This is a genomic window from Ruegeria discodermiae (assembly GCF_030758345.1).
In the GTDB taxonomy this organism is placed as follows: domain Bacteria; phylum Pseudomonadota; class Alphaproteobacteria; order Rhodobacterales; family Rhodobacteraceae; genus Ruegeria_C.
The window spans coordinates 13897-28869 of record NZ_JAVAMO010000002.1; the positions used below are offsets into that span (position 1 = coordinate 13897).

15 protein-coding genes and 1 pseudogene are annotated in these 14973 nt (G+C 61.7%); 8 read left to right on the top strand and 8 right to left on the bottom strand.

What is annotated here, in order from left to right; genetic code table 11:
• Positions 1 to 311: 311 nt before the first annotated feature.
• Both Q5Y75_RS07070 and Q5Y75_RS07075 read left to right on the top strand, forming a co-directional pair.
• A pseudogene (locus Q5Y75_RS07070) lies at positions 312 to 804 on the top strand (IS30 family transposase); the annotation flags it as partial.
• A 63-nt stretch (positions 805 to 867) separates the two neighbouring features.
• Entirely contained in the window at positions 868 to 1215 is a 348-nt protein-coding gene (locus Q5Y75_RS07075) for an IS3 family transposase (RefSeq protein ID WP_306196469.1), read from the top strand.
• A 29-nt stretch (positions 1216 to 1244) separates the two neighbouring features.
• Here Q5Y75_RS07075 and Q5Y75_RS07080 read toward each other — a convergent pair whose 3' ends face one another.
• From Q5Y75_RS07080 to Q5Y75_RS07105, 6 genes are all read right to left on the bottom strand, one after another.
• Positions 1245 to 1754, bottom strand: a complete 510-nt coding sequence (locus Q5Y75_RS07080) for an efflux RND transporter permease subunit (RefSeq protein WP_306195754.1) — start codon at positions 1752 to 1754, stop codon at positions 1245 to 1247.
• 165 nt (positions 1755 to 1919) lie between these two features.
• Positions 1920 to 2270 (bottom strand): efflux RND transporter permease subunit, encoded by a 351-nt coding sequence (locus tag Q5Y75_RS07085; protein WP_306195755.1) that lies wholly within the window; start codon positions 2268 to 2270, stop codon positions 1920 to 1922.
• 9 nt (positions 2271 to 2279) lie between these two features.
• Positions 2280 to 2522, bottom strand: a complete 243-nt coding sequence (locus Q5Y75_RS07090) for a hypothetical protein (protein ID WP_306195756.1) — start codon at positions 2520 to 2522, stop codon at positions 2280 to 2282.
• On the bottom strand, positions 2522 to 2836 hold the full coding sequence (locus Q5Y75_RS07095) for an efflux RND transporter periplasmic adaptor subunit (RefSeq protein WP_306195757.1): 315 nt from the start codon (positions 2834 to 2836) through the stop codon (positions 2522 to 2524). Before Q5Y75_RS07095 ends, Q5Y75_RS07090 begins: the two co-directional genes overlap by 1 nt.
• A 238-nt stretch (positions 2837 to 3074) precedes the next feature.
• Positions 3075 to 3944 carry an isocitrate lyase/PEP mutase family protein gene (locus Q5Y75_RS07100; protein WP_306195759.1) on the bottom strand — a complete coding sequence of 290 codons (870 nt, stop codon included), beginning with the start codon at positions 3942 to 3944 and terminating at the stop codon, positions 3075 to 3077.
• A gap of 99 nt (positions 3945 to 4043) precedes the next feature.
• Positions 4044 to 4712 (bottom strand): IclR family transcriptional regulator, encoded by a 669-nt coding sequence (locus Q5Y75_RS07105; RefSeq protein ID WP_306195760.1) that lies wholly within the window; start codon positions 4710 to 4712, stop codon positions 4044 to 4046.
• 103 nt (positions 4713 to 4815) lie between these two features.
• Here Q5Y75_RS07105 and acnA point away from each other — a divergent pair, with 103 nt between their 5' ends.
• The 3 genes from acnA (at position 4816) to Q5Y75_RS07120 (ending at position 9468) form a co-directional block, all read left to right on the top strand.
• Positions 4816 to 7407, top strand: coding sequence for an aconitate hydratase AcnA (gene acnA, locus Q5Y75_RS07110; RefSeq protein ID WP_306195761.1), 2592 nt, complete (start codon positions 4816 to 4818; stop codon positions 7405 to 7407).
• Between the two features lies 1 nt (position 7408).
• The gene (locus Q5Y75_RS07115) at positions 7409 to 8548 is read left to right on the top strand and encodes a 2-methylaconitate cis-trans isomerase PrpF family protein (protein ID WP_306195763.1); all 1140 of its coding nucleotides are present in this window, start codon (positions 7409 to 7411) and stop codon (positions 8546 to 8548) included.
• Positions 8549 to 8775: 227 nt separating this feature from the next.
• Positions 8776 to 9468, top strand: coding sequence for a phosphatase PAP2 family protein (locus Q5Y75_RS07120; RefSeq protein WP_306195765.1), 693 nt, complete (start codon positions 8776 to 8778; stop codon positions 9466 to 9468).
• 77 nt (positions 9469 to 9545) lie between these two features.
• Here Q5Y75_RS07120 and rpmB read toward each other — a convergent pair whose 3' ends face one another.
• Positions 9546 to 9836 carry a 50S ribosomal protein L28 gene (gene rpmB, locus Q5Y75_RS07125; protein ID WP_306195767.1) on the bottom strand — a complete coding sequence of 97 codons (291 nt, stop codon included), beginning with the start codon at positions 9834 to 9836 and terminating at the stop codon, positions 9546 to 9548.
• Between the two features lie 200 nt (positions 9837 to 10036).
• On the bottom strand, positions 10037 to 11014 hold the full coding sequence (meaB, locus tag Q5Y75_RS07130; protein ID WP_306195769.1) for a methylmalonyl Co-A mutase-associated GTPase MeaB: 978 nt from the start codon (positions 11012 to 11014) through the stop codon (positions 10037 to 10039).
• Between the two features lie 89 nt (positions 11015 to 11103).
• On the opposite strand from meaB, the gene Q5Y75_RS07135 reads away from it, so the two are divergent.
• The 3 genes from Q5Y75_RS07135 to Q5Y75_RS07145 all read left to right on the top strand — a co-directional run bounded on the left by Q5Y75_RS07135 (position 11104) and on the right by Q5Y75_RS07145 (position 14899).
• Positions 11104 to 11799 carry a DUF3108 domain-containing protein gene (locus Q5Y75_RS07135; RefSeq protein WP_306195770.1) on the top strand — a complete coding sequence of 232 codons (696 nt, stop codon included), beginning with the start codon at positions 11104 to 11106 and terminating at the stop codon, positions 11797 to 11799.
• Between the two features lie 14 nt (positions 11800 to 11813).
• A complete protein-coding gene (gene hrpB / locus Q5Y75_RS07140; RefSeq protein WP_306195771.1) occupies positions 11814 to 14270 on the top strand; it encodes an ATP-dependent helicase HrpB in 2457 nt (818 codons plus the stop codon).
• A gap of 176 nt (positions 14271 to 14446) precedes the next feature.
• The gene (locus Q5Y75_RS07145; protein WP_306195772.1) at positions 14447 to 14899 is read left to right on the top strand and encodes an NUDIX hydrolase; all 453 of its coding nucleotides are present in this window, start codon (positions 14447 to 14449) and stop codon (positions 14897 to 14899) included.
• The last annotated feature ends 74 nt before the right edge of the window (positions 14900 to 14973 follow it).

The following is a 14973-nucleotide window of genomic DNA, read 5'->3' on the forward strand; positions in this document are numbered from 1 at the left end:
AAACACACTGCGCCGGTTTCCAGGTTGCGAATAGGCTCATTGGCATTCTGTTTAACGTCGACTTGACGCGCTTGAACCGTAGAAACACTCAAAATGCGCAAAAATCTTAAGGTGTTGAATTCAATGGGAAGCGAGTCTCAATAATTCAGTCCCATTATTTACGTACTCCGACATCGCGCATCACTGCAAGCAATATTAGGTATAACGATGATTATGTAAAATAGGTTGTGGCTGACTTTGTATTATGGTAATTGTACTCGAGCATTTCACCTCAGCATACGTAGCTGCTTATTGCAGCCAAGTCGACTGAACACCGAAAACGCCGCAGGCCACGCGGTCAGTGAGGGCACCACCGCGCGCACATCTTTGACAACCAAAGCCTTTCGCAGAGGCCAGAACGCGTTTCAAAACGTAGAGAATTCGGCCATTGGGAGTGCGATTTGATGATGTTTCGCAAAGAGCATGGAAAGGTCAATGCTGTCGTCATGCGCAACGAGAATCGTCCATCGACGCCGATCATGGAAGCGCTGATCAACGGGCTCGCTCCGCTGCCCGCTGATGCACGTCAGTCGATTACCTTCGACCGCGGCACCGAGTTCTCGGACTGGCAGAGGCTGAAGGATGGAATGGGAGCTGACAGTTGGTTTTGCGATCCGCAGGCCTCCTGGCAGAAGGCACCGTCGAGAACACCAACAACAGCTCCGGCGCTACCTCCGAAGATCAACCGAACCGACGGTGATGACAAGTCGATTTTTGAGGTCGATTTGCCATCGCTTCAATCTGAGTTCACACCGCATTCTTGGGATCGGTCGCATTTGGTTTTATGGTTCTACTCAGTCGCGACCTGCTCGAAGTGAGCGGCAAAAGTTGCGCGACGATCGGGACGCAGACCAGCTGGCCAAGATCAAAGCGGCTTTCTCTCGAAGTCAGAAGCGATATGGCTCAAAGCGCATACACCGCGATCTGATCGCCGATGGGACCCATGTCTCCGAGCGGCGTGTGGCCAGAATAATGCGGGAAAACCGGGTCTCTGCGCGCCTGCACAAGCGTCGAAAACCGCGCACCACAGACAGCGATCACAGCCTCAAACCCTCACCAAATCTGTTGGAACAACAGTTCGAATGTACCGTTCCAAACCGGGTTTGGTTCGCCCCTTCTCGTGACATTCACGATGCGAATGCCCTGCCAGGCAGTGGACACTACTTACGTCGATAACGACGAAGGATGGCTCTACGTTGCCGCAATCAAGGACATGACCACGCGTGAAATCGTGGGTTGGGCCATGGACGATCATCTGCAATCCGAACTGGGCTGACCAAAAAGGTGTTCGGCGCCTCGTCTACGATCAGGTGCTGCTGATAGATCGGGCTAAGTTCTACACCGGCAGGAATGCTCGATTGCAACCCGGCAAGTTTCTGGTCGACGCGGTGGCCCTCCTCGACGGCGTTTTTGATTTGAACGCCCGCGACCCCGACGGTAAAGGCTTCGACCTCGTCATGCCGGATGATCAGAGAGGGGTCCGCGACCCGGCTGCGCTCTATGGTGGCGATGTCGGCAAGGCGAACCAGCTTGCCGTTGACGCCAATGGTCAGGTTCTGGACTTCGGCAACCGTGTTCGACCCGTCTGGCCGGTTGATGCGCACCCCGTTTGCGTGCCCGGCCTCAGCCAGAGCATTGGCGGTCGCGACATGGTGACCGATCACCGCAGGCGGCACACCCAGATTGGCGGTCAGAGTCGAGGTTGGGCTGAACATAGTTCGCCTCGTCCGGAAGACCGCTGAGCGCCACATCCGCGACCCCGTCCACCGATAGCAATTCGCGCCGGATGAAGGTGGCCAGCTCATGGCGCTAGCGGTTGGTGAACCCGGGGCCGGTGACGGCGAAATAGATGCCGAACACATCACCATAGCGGTTATTTACTAAAGGCGTGTAGGCCGCGTTGGGCAAAGATGGCGCTGCGTCATCCACCCGCGCGCACAGCTTGCTCTACACCGCGGGCAAGGCACTGCTGGAAATGGTCTTTTGATGTCGATCTTGTCGACCACCGACATCTTCTGGATTTCGCTTTCCAGCTTTTCCGTCACCTCATGCGCAACCTCGCCCGCCGTGGCGCCGGGATAGAGGGTGACAACTGTCGCGGTCTTGATCGGGAAGGCAGGATCTTCGAGTCGGCCAAGCGAAAAGAACCCGACGACCCCGCCGAACGGGCAGGTCAGGATGACAATCCAGGTCGCAATTGGATTGTTGGTGCTGGAACGCGCGATCTGCATGGTCTGTTCTTACTGGCGGAATTCGGTGAAACGACGTGACTGCGGGCCATCGGTCAGAACCGGCACGCCGGCGGCGACGATCTCTTGCCTCGTGGCCAGACCGGCAAGGACCTCAAACCCGCCATCGCGGCCCATGGCAAGATCGATCGGCACGCGGCGCAGGCTGCCGGTTTCGCCATCTGTGCTGTCGAACGCAAAAACCGAGGTCTCTCCACCTTCACCTGCGGACACGGCGGATGCAGGGATGCGCATTAAGCTGGTCTCTCGAGCCAGTGTGGCCAAAACGCACACCGAGGAGCCGGGGAAAGCTGTAGCTCCTCGGGGGGTGTCATGCTCAGAGTCACTCGGAAGGTCTGGCCGATCTGCGAGGTCTCGGCATTCACCTCCCGGACCTCCAGTGGAAATAGCTCGTCGCTGGCCGGAAACTTCGCCTGCAAATTGATCTCGGTCTTGGCACCGACCCGTTGAAACAAAACTTCGGCCACATCGATCTCGATGCGCAAATCGGGCATGCCATGCAAGCGCACAACATGGGTGCCGGGCGAGACCGTGGTGAAATTGGCCACTTAACGAGGGGTGGACCAAATCAAACTTCCTTGAAGTTACAAGAGGTTTCGCAGGTTATGAGGGGGCGGTCGACGTTGGATAATGTGTCTTATATTTCAAAAATATGCGCCCCATAGCTAAAGTCATTCTCTGCCGCAAATGGGCGGATTTCCGCCAGAGAGGCCGGATCGCACCTCTTCGATTACCGCAGACATTCACGCGGTAAAAGTGCTTGAGCGATAGGGTGCGTTTACTGCGTCAGATATATTTTGACTCAAGTGCGTCATAGTGATCCTTACGCACAGTATCCTGACGCATCCGAAATCCGGCCAGAGGCCCATCCTCAGTCATGATTCCGTCGGTTTTCAACTGCGACAGCGCGTTGACCATGCCATATAGCGCGCCCTGCAGCGCGACATTGGCGTAAAGCACAAGGCCAAAGCCCATCCGATCAAGCGCATCGAAATCAAGGATCGGGGTTTTGCCGCCGACCACAAGATTGACTAGTTGCGGCGTGCCCTGCAGTCGACGCGGGATCTTACGAATCTCCTCCTCGGACACCGGCGCTTCGACAAAGGTGATGTCGGCGCCGTCCTCGATAAAGGCTGCGGCCCGGTCCAGCGCTTCGTCCAGCGTGCTGCCAGCGCGGGCATCGGTCCGGGCGACGATCATGAAATTCGGGTCCTGGCGCGCATCGACAGCGGCCTTGATCCGGCCCCGCGCTTCGTCCAGCGGCACCACATCCTTGCCCGAGAAATGACCGCAGCGCTTGGGGTTCACCTGATCCTCCAACTGGATTGCGCTGGCCCCTGCCCGCTCCAGCATCCGTACCGTATGATGCACGTTCAGCGCGTTGCCGAAGCCGGTATCGGCATCCACCACGATGGGAAGATCGCTGGTGTTGCGGATCGCCGCGCAATGTTGCGCGATGTCGGTGAGGTTGATGAAGCCCAGATCGGGCATGCCGTAGTAGGTGTTGGTCACGCCTGCGCCCGAGATATAGATCGCCTGGAACCCCAGATCCTCGATCACTCTTGCCGCCAAGGCGTTTGCGGCCCCCGGCATTAGCACGGCGCGGCCAGTGGTCAGGCGCTCGCGAAAGGCCTTGTTGATCTCATGTGTCAGCATCTTGCATGTCCTTCAGCGCGACCCGGTGTTGCGCGTATCTAGCGGATTGGCCGGGTTCGCGGCAAGGTGGTCCGGTTTTCGTTTCATCAGAGAGAACGGCTAAGCAGTCAGTGATCGCGCCAGGCTTTCCAGCAGCGGCACCACGGCTTTGCGGGCGGCGTCATCGAACCGGCTGGCCAGCCCCGAGACGGTCAGCGCGCCCTGTAGCGCGCCGTCGCGGGAAAAGACCGGTGTCGAGACGGATGAGATATTGGGGTTGGTTTCCCCCACCGACATGATTGTTCCGGCAGAGTTGAACCCGTCTGTCCCGCCCACGTCCTCGCCGCTGAAATGGCGCAGCACCATGCCGGAAGCCCCGGTGGACAGCCGCAGCCGCATCCCCTCTTCTACATGGAAGCGCAGCAGGTTGGGAGAGTTTTCTCTGTAAAGACAAACCCTTTCGTTGCCCGAGCGCACGTAAAAGGAGGCGGTCTCTCCTGTGGCCTCGGCCAACATCCGCAAAGCCGGTGCCACATGTTCACGTCGCGTGAAGTCGCGGCGAAAGATCAGGCCTAGCCGCCAGACGCTGGGACCAACGCTGAACACCCCCTCACTGTCGCGCTGGACAAAACCATAGATCGCCATCGAGGTGGTCAGTCGCAGGATCGTGCTTTTGTGCAGCCCGGTTTCCTCGGCCAGTTGCGCTAGCGTCATCTCGGGGCGGTGGGCCGAGAAGGCGTTCAGGATCGACATGGCCCGTTCGACGGATTCGGTTCTGGTGGCGCACATTGTCTTTCTCGGGAGTTCTCTCTGGTGAAACGCTGCCTGTCCGACCTTGCGAGGTTAGGGGTGGATTGTCTAGCTCTGTCGCGGAATGACCGGAGGGTGAGACGTGCAATATCGAGACGTGGCAGGCACAGAATTTCAGGCAATCGACTATGCGCAAGGGTTGGATCAGCGACTGACCACCCTGCCCTATTCCTTGCGGGTACTGGCGGAAAATGCCGCCCGCCACTCTGAAGGTGGCTTGGATGCTGCCCTCGTGGCCAATCGCAGCGGGGACGCGGTGCCCTTCCGCCCGGCGCGGTTGTTGCTGCATGATATGCTGGGCATCCCGGCGCTGGTTGACATCATGGCGATGCGCGATCTGCTTGAGTCGCATGGCGGCGATCCCGCAGACGTCGACATGAGCCTGCCGGTCGATCTGGTGATCGACCATGCGATGACGATTAATCACTGGGCCGAACGGTTTGCTCTGCAAAAGAACATGGCGCGCGAGTTCGAGGTGAACCGCGAACGCTTTGCCTTTCTCAAAGCCTGCGAGGCTCGGTTTCCACGTCTGCGGGTGATCCCGCCCGGTGGCGGCATCTGCCACCAGGTCAATCTGGAATTCCTCGGCCAGACCGTCTTGCCGTCGAACGAAAACGCCCAGGTCCTGATCCCCGATAGCTGCCTTGGCACTGACAGCCACACCACAATGATCAATGCGCTTGGTATCACCGGCTGGGGTATTGGCGGGTTGGAGGCTGAGGGGCTGCTCTTTGGCGAAACCACCGCCGTGAATGTGCCCAAAGTGATCGGGCTTGAGGTAATCGGTGACCCCTCGCATGACATCACCGCAACGGATGTCGCGCTGGTCGTGGCCGAAAAACTGCGCGCCCTGGGCGTGGTGGACACGTTTGTCGAGATGTTCGGGCGCAGCTACGAACGGCTAAGCGTGGCCGACCGCGCCACGATCGCCAATATGTCGCCCGAATATGGCTCGACTCAGGTGTTCTGTCCGGTCGATGCGAACACAATCCGTTATCAGCGAGAGACCGGGCGCAGCGCTGAGACGATCCGCAACACCGAAAGCTATTGCAGAGCGCAGCAAATGTGGTCCGAGGGCGTCGATCCCCGGATCGAATATGATCAGTTGGTGACGCTGGACCTGAGCGCCATTGGCCGCTCTGTCTCGGGCCCGTCCCGACCGGAACAGCGGATCGATCTGGACAAGGCCACAAAAACACTGGCCTCGCAGGATGAGGTGAAAGCGGCCCGCCGGGTGCCGGTGGCGGGTGCGGATCACGATATCGGTGATGGCGACGTGATCATTGCCGCCGTCACCAGCTGCACCAACACCGCCAACCCTCGCAACATGATCCTGGCCGGGCTGATCGCCCGCAACGCGGTGGCGCGTGGGCTGAGTGTCGAACCGCATGTGAAGACTTCGCTTGCACCGGGATCGCGCGTGGTGGCGCGGTATCTGAAGGCAAGCGGGTTGCAGGAGGATCTGGACAAGCTGGGCTTTGAGGTCGCGGCCTTTTCCTGTTCGACCTGCAACGGCATGTCCGGGCCTTTGCGGCCCGAGCATGAGGCGGCGATCAAGGCGCATCACGTGAAGGGTGTCGCGGTGCTGTCGGGAAACCGCAACTTCGCGGGCCGCATCCATCCGCTGGCCTCGCGCAACATGATCGCCTCTCCCCCGCTGGTGGTCGCCTATGCACTGATGGGCACGATCCTGCGCGACATCTCGCGAGAGGCGTTAGGGTTGGATCAAGACGGCAAACCTGTGACGCTGGCGGATCTCTGGCCGTCAGTTGAAGAGGTGGATGAGATCATCAACAGCTATGTGACGGCGGATGATTTCATCAGTAATTTCAAGGCAATCGGCGACGTAAATGACGACTGGACTGCATTGGAGACGGGCACTGGCAGCTATGACTGGGCACCCAGCACCTATGTCAGCTTCCCTCCGTTTGTGAAGACGATCCCGCCCGATCCCCATGCCGTCGCGCCGCTCACAGGCTTGCGGCCTCTGGCAATATTGGGGGATTCAGTGACCACCGATCACATCTCCCCCTCGGGCACCATCACGCCGGACTCCGAGGCCGGGCAATTCCTGATTGCCAAGGGTGTCGAGCCACGCGATTTCAACTCTTTCGGCACGCGGCGGGGCTGTTCCGATGTCATCATCCGCTCGACCTTCGCCAATTACCGTCTGCGCAATGAAATGGTGCCGGGCAAGGAAGGATCCTGGACTCGGATCGAACCGGAAGGTGAGGTCACAACGGTGTTCAAGGCCATCGAAACCTACCTTGAGCGCGACCAGCAATTGGTGGTGATCGGCGGCAAGGAGTATGGCTGCGGCTCGTCTCGTGATACGGCGGCGAAAGCGCCCTGGCTTGCCGGTATCCGCGCCGTGATAGCCGAAAGCTTTGAACGTATCCACCGCTCTAACCTCGTTAACATGGGCATCGCGCCGCTTTGTTTCCCCGAAGGTGTCACCCGCGAGACCCTGCGTCTTGACGGGTCAGAGGTCTATGACATCAGCTTGTCAGACGATCTGACCGGGGCCAGCCTGACCATCCGCCGCAAGGATGGCAGCAGCGATGTGACACCGCTGGACCTGAGGCTATATAACGACCGCGAGCGCGAGGTGTTTGCCCATGGCGGCCTGCTGCCTATGGCGTTCCGGTCTTTCCTTGGCAAAGAGGCGGCATAAGATGCGACGGGGACTGAGGGCGGCTTTCTATCGCGGCGGCACGTCGAAGGCGGTGGTGTTCAACGGGGCCGACCTGCCCGCTGATCAGGCCGAGCGCGACCGCATCTTCCTGCAGGTGCTGGGCAGTCCCGATCCCTACGGGCGGCAACTTGACGGTATGGGCGGCGGGATATCGTCGCTGTCCAAGGTCGTGATCGTCGAGCGGTCCGCGCGTGAGGATGCGGATGTGGACTATACCTTCGTGCAGATCGCGGTGGATCAGCCGGTGGCTGATTACGGTTCGGCCTGCGGGAACATGTCCTCCTGCGTCGGGCCGTTTGCGGTGGAGGAAGGTCTGGTGCAGGTCGCCGAAGATGGCGAGGCGCTGGTCCGCATCTTCAACACCAATACTGGCCAGATCTATCATGCGCGGTTTCCGGTGCAGGATGGGATGCCCGTCGAGCAGGGCGATTTCGTGATCCCCGGCGTGTCAGGCTCCGGCGCGCGCGTGACACTGGATTTCCTGCAACCGGGCGGCGCGGCCACGGGCCGGCTGCTGCCCACCGGCAATCCGGTGGACCTGCTGGAGGTCGAAGGGCTTGGCACGGTCGAGGTCTCACTGATCGACGCCGCCAACCCGGTGGTCTTTGTGGCGGCGCAGATACTGGGCAAGACCGCAACAGAACTCCCGCAGCAGCTTGATACGGATGCCGAGTACATGGCCTGCATGGACGCCATCCGCCGCGCCGGAGGCGTGGCGATGGGCATGGGTGGCTCTTCCGGCGAGGTGACGCTGTCCAATCCCAAGGTCGCGATCATCGGCGCGCCGTCTGACTTCACCGCGCTGGATGGCAGCACCTATGGCCCTGATAGCCACGACATAGGGGTGCGGCTGATTTCCATGGGCAATTCCCACCGGGCGATCACGCTGACGGGCGGCATGTGCAGCGGCGTCGCCGCGCATATCCTCGGCACGCTGGTCAACCGGATCGCCGGTGCGGCCAGCCCGGTGCGGATCGGCAACCCCTCCGGGGTTCTGCCGGTCAATGCCCATGTGCAGCAGAGCGACGGTGGCCCCAAGGCGATCTCGGCCAGCACTTTCCGTACCCAGCGCCGGATCATGGATGGGACGGTGTTTTTCTCGGATACCATCAATACCTGAAGCAGGCAGCCCCGATCCGAGGTCCTGGAACCTAAATTTGCCCTCGGCATTACTAAATGTAGAGGGCGTGCCTGTGACGGTCAGACCCGTTGAATGAAGCACGCATGAGAAGTTCTTCATTTTGCGGCTCAACCCGCCAAATGCGCTTTGCGTGTGCCATTTGCACCCCATTTGTGTGTGGAAACACCATCTGAGGTCGTCAAGCGGCCGGGAAAGGAGACACCAACATGACATGTGCCAGAACCTACCTGACGGCCCCCGCTTTTGCGGCAGGGCTTGCCCTTCTCACCTTGGGCGCGGCGCAACCAAGTCACGCCTCTTCCGACCAGTATCTGCCCGAAGGCAGCGTTACAGCGACCGAGATGATCCCCCCTCCGCCCAAGATGGACAGTGCCGAATTTGACACCCAGATGACCATTGTCGCGTGGGAGCAGCTGACTCGCACGCCGGAACAGGTCGAGTTTGTGGAAACCCCGCTCACTGTCGAGCGGTTCTGGCCAATTCTCGGACAGGACATGTTCACCGTTGATGCGGCCGGGCTCAAGACGCTGATCGACCGCGCGATTGACGAGGTCCGCTCGGACTATGACGCGCTGAAATCGGTCTATGACCTGCCCAGACCCTTCGCTGTCAATGATGCGATAGACCCGATCGGCGAGGTGCGCCCGGTTGGCGCCTATCCCAGCGGTCACTCGATCCGGGCAGTGGTCTATGCAAGGCTGTTGTCCGAGGCCTTCCCCGAGCATGAAGCGGATCTGATCGATCTGGCTGAGCAGATTGGCTATGGCCGGGTGACCGCAGGGGTGCATTACCCGATGGATGTGATTGCGGGCCAGGCGCTGGGCCATGTCTATGCCGATGCGATCATCGCGAACCCTGCGTTTCAGGAGGCCGTTGCGCAGGTCCGCATCTCGTCCTGACCTGCCTGCAACGTCCAAACAAGAAAACCCCGCGCCGGTTCCGGTGCGGGGCTATTCCTTAGTCATCCGGTCAGAGATCAGGCAGTGGCGGATTGCGCCTTTGCGATCTCTTTCTTGACCTTCAGCGCGTTGGCCGACAGCTCGTCATCCTTGGCTTTGGCCAGGAATGCGTCCAGACCACCGCGGTGATCAACCGAACGCAGGGCCGCAGCCGAGATCCGCAGCTTGACGCCACGACCCAGGGTTTCGGACTGCAGGGTCACATCATTCAGGTTGGGCAGGAACCGGCGACGGGTTCTGTTTTTGGCGTGGCTGACATTGTTGCCAGTCATCGGGCCTTTTCCGGTCAGTTCGCAACGGCGCGACATGGGTTTCATCCTTCGTATCTGGCGGCAGCTCTTCTGACCCTCTGTCAGACATCTGCCAAATCATGAAGGGCGCGGCCCGAAGGCGCGCCCGAAAACTGGTTGGATGCGTGTAAGAGGAATCACCGGAAGGGTCAAGACGGGTATCGCGAAATCTTTGCCTTTGCACCCCTTCCGCCGGGCTTTGGGCAAGCCCGAAAAGCTCAGTCGCGTCCGAGCGTTGCCAAAAGGGTCTCGGCGGCAATGGCAGGACCTAGGCGACCCTGAGCCACCTCGTCGCTCAATTGGTGCATCTGGCTGCGTGCCTGAGCCGTTTCCAGCCGCGCCAGCAGGGCGTGACGCACCTCCTGTTCGAACCAGTAGCGTGCCTGATCCGCCCGGCGGCGGTCCCAGAAGCCATTCTCGCGACGCCAGGTCACTAGCGATGTCATGTCCTCCCAGGCTTTGGTCAGCCCCGCCTCTTCCAGCGCCGAGACCATCAGCGCCTTGGGAAAACCCTCGGGGTCCTGCGGGCGCTTGCGCAACAGGCGCAGCGCGCCGGAATAATCGGCGCAGGTGCGGGTCGCGGCAGGTCGCAGATCGCCATCCGCCTTGTTGACGAGAATCAGGTCCGCCATCTCCATGATGCCACGCTTGACGCCCTGAAGCTCATCTCCGCCCGCAGGTGCGAGCAAAAGCAGAAAGAGGTCGGAGATCTCTGACACAACGGTTTCCGACTGGCCCACCCCCACGGTTTCGATCAGCACCACGTCAAATCCTGCTGCCTCGCACAGGCTCACCGCCTCGCGAGTGCGCCGTGCGACGCCACCCAGATGCGCCTGGCTGGGCGAGGGGCGGATAAAGGCGTTTGGGTCGCGCGACAGCCGGTCCATCCGCGTCTTATCACCCAGAATTGACCCACCCGAGCGGGCCGAACTGGGATCGACCGCTAGTACCGCCACGCGCAGCCCCTGCCCGGTCAGAAACATGCCAAAGCTCTCGATGAAGGTCGATTTGCCGACGCCCGGCGTGCCGGACAACCCGATACGGATGGCCTGACGGCCAGATTCGCGCAGCCTGTCCAGCAGTGCTGCAGCTTCGGCGCGGTGATCAGCGCGTTGGCTTTCGACCAGCGTGATGGCCCGCGCCAGTGCCCGGCGCTCGCCGTTCAAAATTCTGTCAGACAGAGTATCGGTGGTCATGGCCCCGCCATTGCTGTTGTGGTGCCTTCATGCCGTGGGTATATCGCCTTTGTCCAGTACCGAACCGACGGGGATCAAAAGCGATGCGAATGATAGGAGCCCTCCTGCTTCTGTGCCTGCCCGGCCTGGTCGCGGCACAGCAGACCAAAGGGCAATATGACGTGCGCGCGCTTGGTGCCAAGGTCGGTGACATGGCGCTGTCCGGCGCGGTGAATGGATCACGCTATGCGGTGGCCTCGCGATTCGAGACGACCGGTCTGGTAAATGCGCTGTCGGGGGTCGCGTTCCAGCTGGAATCCAAGGGCCGCGTGCAGGGCAACACATTCGAGCCGCGCAGCTATATCGAAGAGATGAATACCGGTCGCCGCCAGTCCAAGGAACGACTGACCTATTCCGGGGGCGTTGCCCGCTCAGGAGATCGGGATACGGGCCCGAAATCCGATCATGCGGTGACAGATGCGGAACAGAAAGGCGCGCTCGACCCGCTGACGGCGCTGTTTGTGGTGATGCGCGACCAGCCCGCAGAGGGGCTGTGCGATCTGACGCAGCGCGTTTTTGACGGCAAGCGGCTGACCGAGCTTGAAATGTTGCGCCGTACCGAGGCCGGGCCGCTGATCACCTGCCACGGTATCTTTCGCCGTGTCGCGGGGTATTCGGCCGATGATCTGAAGCGCAAGCGCGATTTCGAATTCACCGCCACCTACGCCCCTGCGGGCGATCTGATGCGGCTGGTCGAGGTGCGCGCCGACACCCTTTTTGGTCCCGCCACGGTCATCCGGCGCTAGACGCGGGTGATGGGATGACCCGACTGCCCATCGAAGACGCGCTGCCCGACCTGCTGAACGCGCTGCGCCACTCGGGCCGGGCCGTGCTGCAGGCCCCGCCCGGCGCGGGCAAGACCACGCGGGTACCGCTGGCCATGCTGGAGGGCGGGCTGACCACGGGCCGTATCATCATGCTCGAACCGCGCCGTCTGGCTGCCCGCGCCGCAGCCGAGCGGATGGCTGAAACTCTGGGCGAGATGGTCGGCGAGACGGTGGGCTATCGCATCAGAGGCGAGGCAAAATGCGGGCCGCAGACGCGTATCGAAGTGGTGACCGAAGGCATCCTGACCCGGATGCTGCAATCGGACCCGGATCTGCCCGGTGTTGGTGCGGTCATCTTCGACGAATTCCACGAACGCTCGTTGAATGCCGATCTGGGTCTGGCGCTGTGCCTCGAAGTGGCGGGAGCGCTGCGCGACGACCTGATCCTGCTGGCAATGTCGGCAACGCTGGATGCCGGGCCGGTGGCCGAGCTGATGCAGGCGCCGCTGGTCAGTTCCGAAGGGCGCAGCTATCCGGTAGATCTGCGCTGGCTGGACCGGCCTTTGGCAAAAGAGGCGGACCCGATAGCGGCGCTGTCGGATCTCGTGTGCACCGCCGAGCGGGAAACACGCGCAACGGGTGGCGATGTGCTGGTCTTTCTGCCCGGCGAGAGCGAGATTCGCAGGCTCCAGGCCCGCCTGACCGACCGCCTATCCAAAGATTGCGTGCTGCATCCGCTGTTTGGCGCCCTGCCCTTTGCCGAGCAGCGAAAGGCGATCGCGCCGGCGCGCAGCGGGCGTAAGGTGGTTCTGGCCACTTCGATCGCCGAGACCTCGCTGACCCTGCCAAATGTGCGCGCGGTGGTCGATATGGGCCGGGCGCGGCGGGCGCGGTTTGATCCCGGTTCGGGCATGTCACGCCTGGTGACCGAGAAAGTCACGCGCGCTGAGGCCACCCAGCGTGCAGGCCGCGCCGGACGAGTGGCTGAAGGTTCGTGTTATCGTATGTGGTCCAAGGGCGAAGAAGGCGCCCTGATGGCGTTTCCACCCGCTGACATCGAGGCCGCCGACCTGACCGGGCTGGCACTGGAACTGGCGCTTTGGGGGGCCGCACCCAGTGACCTGCCCTTCCTGACCGCCCCGCCCGAGGGCACGATGCAAGAGGCGCGCGCGCTGCTTACGCTGCTGGGAGCATTGGATGCGCGTGGGCAGATCACCGAACACGGACGGGCGTTGGCGCGGCTGCCGCTGCATCCGCGTCTGGGTCATATGCTGCTCAGCGCTGGGCGGGACGCCGCGCCGCTGGCAGCCCTGCTGGCGGATCGCGATATCCTGCGCGGGGCGCCGGTGGATCTGGGTCTGCGGTTGGCGGCGCTGCGCGATCTGCAGCGGTTTCGGCGCGAACGGCCCTATCAGGCCAATCCCGGCACCGTGAGCCGGGTCAAGGACGAAGCCCGGCGGCTGGCGCGGCAGGCCCCGAAGGCGGGCGAGACTGCCAGCCCGGCCGTGATGGCCGCACTGGCCTATCCCGACCGTATCGGGCAACGCCGCGCGGGCGATGCGCCGCGCTTTGTGCTAAGCGGCGGCAAGGGCGCCGTGTTGGATGCGGGTGATCCTCTGGCAGCTGCGCCTCATCTGGTGGCCACTGACACTGACGGCAACCCGCGCGAGGCGCGCATCCGGCAGGCGATACAGATCACCGAACGCGAGATCCGCGTCAGTTTCGGAGCGCAAATCGCCTGGGTCGACAGCTGCGAATGGTCCAAACGCGAGCGCCGCGTGATCGCGCGCAGGCAGGAGCGGCTGGGCGCGATCACGCTTGAGGATCGGATCTGGAAGGACGTCCCATCCGATCGCGTGGCGCAGGCCATGCTGGAAGGCGTGCGCGATCTGGGCCTGCGTCTGGAGGGTGCGGCGGCACGGCTTGCCACTCGCGTGGAACTGGCCCGCGCCGAGGGCGGCGATTACCCTGATTTCTCGCTTCAGGGTCTGACGGACACGCTTGAAGACTGGCTGCTGCCGATGCTGGACGGGGTGCGCAGTGCGCAGGAGTGGCGGAAATTCGACCTTTTTCCCGCGTTGCAGGCCGCGCTCAGCTGGCCCCAGATGCAGGAGTTGGACCGCCGCGTGCCGGGGCAGTTCACCACGCCGCTCGGGCGCAAATTGGCGATTGAGTATGGGCCGGACGGGCCCGAGATTTCGGTGCGTCTGCAAGAGATGTTTGGCGTCACCTGCCACCCCGAAAGCGGCGGTGTACCACTAAAGGTTACCTTGCTGTCACCGGCGCGTCGCCCGATCCAGATCACGCGCGACCTGCCGGGATTCTGGGCCGGGTCCTATGCGGATGTGCGCAAAGACATGCGCGCGCAATATCCCAAACACCCCTGGCCCGAAGACCCCACGCAGGCCGACCCCACTCTGCGTGCCAAGCGCCGCCCCTCCGGGCGTTAAGCGAAAAAGGGCGAAAACGTGCCGCTCTTGCCACTTTTCCCGTGGTTATTATGCAAATTTTTGGATTTATGCCCCCCAACTGCACTCGGCTTTGTTGAAAATTCGGGCAAAATGTCCAAGTATCAGAGCTATAGCCGCGTATATAAGTGGCGATGAAAGGGTCGGCAGTAATGTATATGACGTTAAAGAGTACCTGGGAAGAGGTCGTGCGTCCCCTCATCCTGCGCCCGGAGGCGGTGCAGGTTGCTGCGTTATGCGTGCGCGGTAAAAAGAAAAATCGCGAAGTGCTGATGATCACCAGCCGCGGCTCCGGTCGTTGGGTCATACCGAAAGGTTGGCCCATTGATGGCAAGACCGGCGCCGGATCGGCGCTGCAGGAAGCCTGGGAAGAGGCGGGCGTGCAGGCACAGAAGGTGGATGAGGACCCGATCGGCAGCTTTGACTATGCCAAGGTAATGGACGACGGTGCCGCACAGCCGGTTCGCGTCAGCGTCTACCGGATCAAGGTGGATGCGCTTGCCGATGAGTTCCCCGAGGCAGGTCAGCGCGAACGGCGCTGGATGCGCCCCGAAGACGCCGCCGATCTGGTGGCAGAACCCGAGCTGCAAGACCTGTTGCGCGCGCTCTGATCTTGCGGCTTGCCACGTGTAGTCCAGTTTTATCACAGGATTCGCGGGTGGGCCCTGCGCAATGCGTTATGCTG

Excerpts from the sequence above, each read along its gene's own strand:
- Q5Y75_RS07100 (WP_306195759.1), bottom strand. The coding sequence starts at position 3,944 with ATGCTGACACATGAGATCAACAAGGCCTTTCGCGAGCGCCTGACCACT.
- Q5Y75_RS07085 (WP_306195755.1), bottom strand. The coding sequence starts at position 2,270 with ATGCAGATCGCGCGTTCCAGCACCAACAATCCAATTGCGACCTGGATT.
- Q5Y75_RS07135 (WP_306195770.1), top strand. The coding sequence starts at position 11,104 with ATGATAGGAGCCCTCCTGCTTCTGTGCCTGCCCGGCCTGGTCGCGGCA.
- hrpB (WP_306195771.1), top strand. The coding sequence starts at position 11,814 with ATGACCCGACTGCCCATCGAAGACGCGCTGCCCGACCTGCTGAACGCG.
- Q5Y75_RS07090 (WP_306195756.1), bottom strand. The coding sequence starts at position 2,522 with ATGCGCATCCCTGCATCCGCCGTGTCCGCAGGTGAAGGTGGAGAGACC.
- Q5Y75_RS07145 (WP_306195772.1), top strand. The coding sequence starts at position 14,447 with ATGACGTTAAAGAGTACCTGGGAAGAGGTCGTGCGTCCCCTCATCCTG.
- meaB (WP_306195769.1), bottom strand. The coding sequence starts at position 11,014 with ATGACCACCGATACTCTGTCTGACAGAATTTTGAACGGCGAGCGCCGG.
- Q5Y75_RS07080 (WP_306195754.1), bottom strand. The coding sequence starts at position 1,754 with ATGTTCAGCCCAACCTCGACTCTGACCGCCAATCTGGGTGTGCCGCCT.
- Q5Y75_RS07105 (WP_306195760.1), bottom strand. The coding sequence starts at position 4,712 with ATGTGCGCCACCAGAACCGAATCCGTCGAACGGGCCATGTCGATCCTG.
- rpmB (WP_306195767.1), bottom strand. The coding sequence starts at position 9,836 with ATGTCGCGCCGTTGCGAACTGACCGGAAAAGGCCCGATGACTGGCAAC.
- Q5Y75_RS07115 (WP_306195763.1), top strand. The coding sequence starts at position 7,409 with ATGCGACGGGGACTGAGGGCGGCTTTCTATCGCGGCGGCACGTCGAAG.
- Q5Y75_RS07120 (WP_306195765.1), top strand. The coding sequence starts at position 8,776 with ATGACATGTGCCAGAACCTACCTGACGGCCCCCGCTTTTGCGGCAGGG.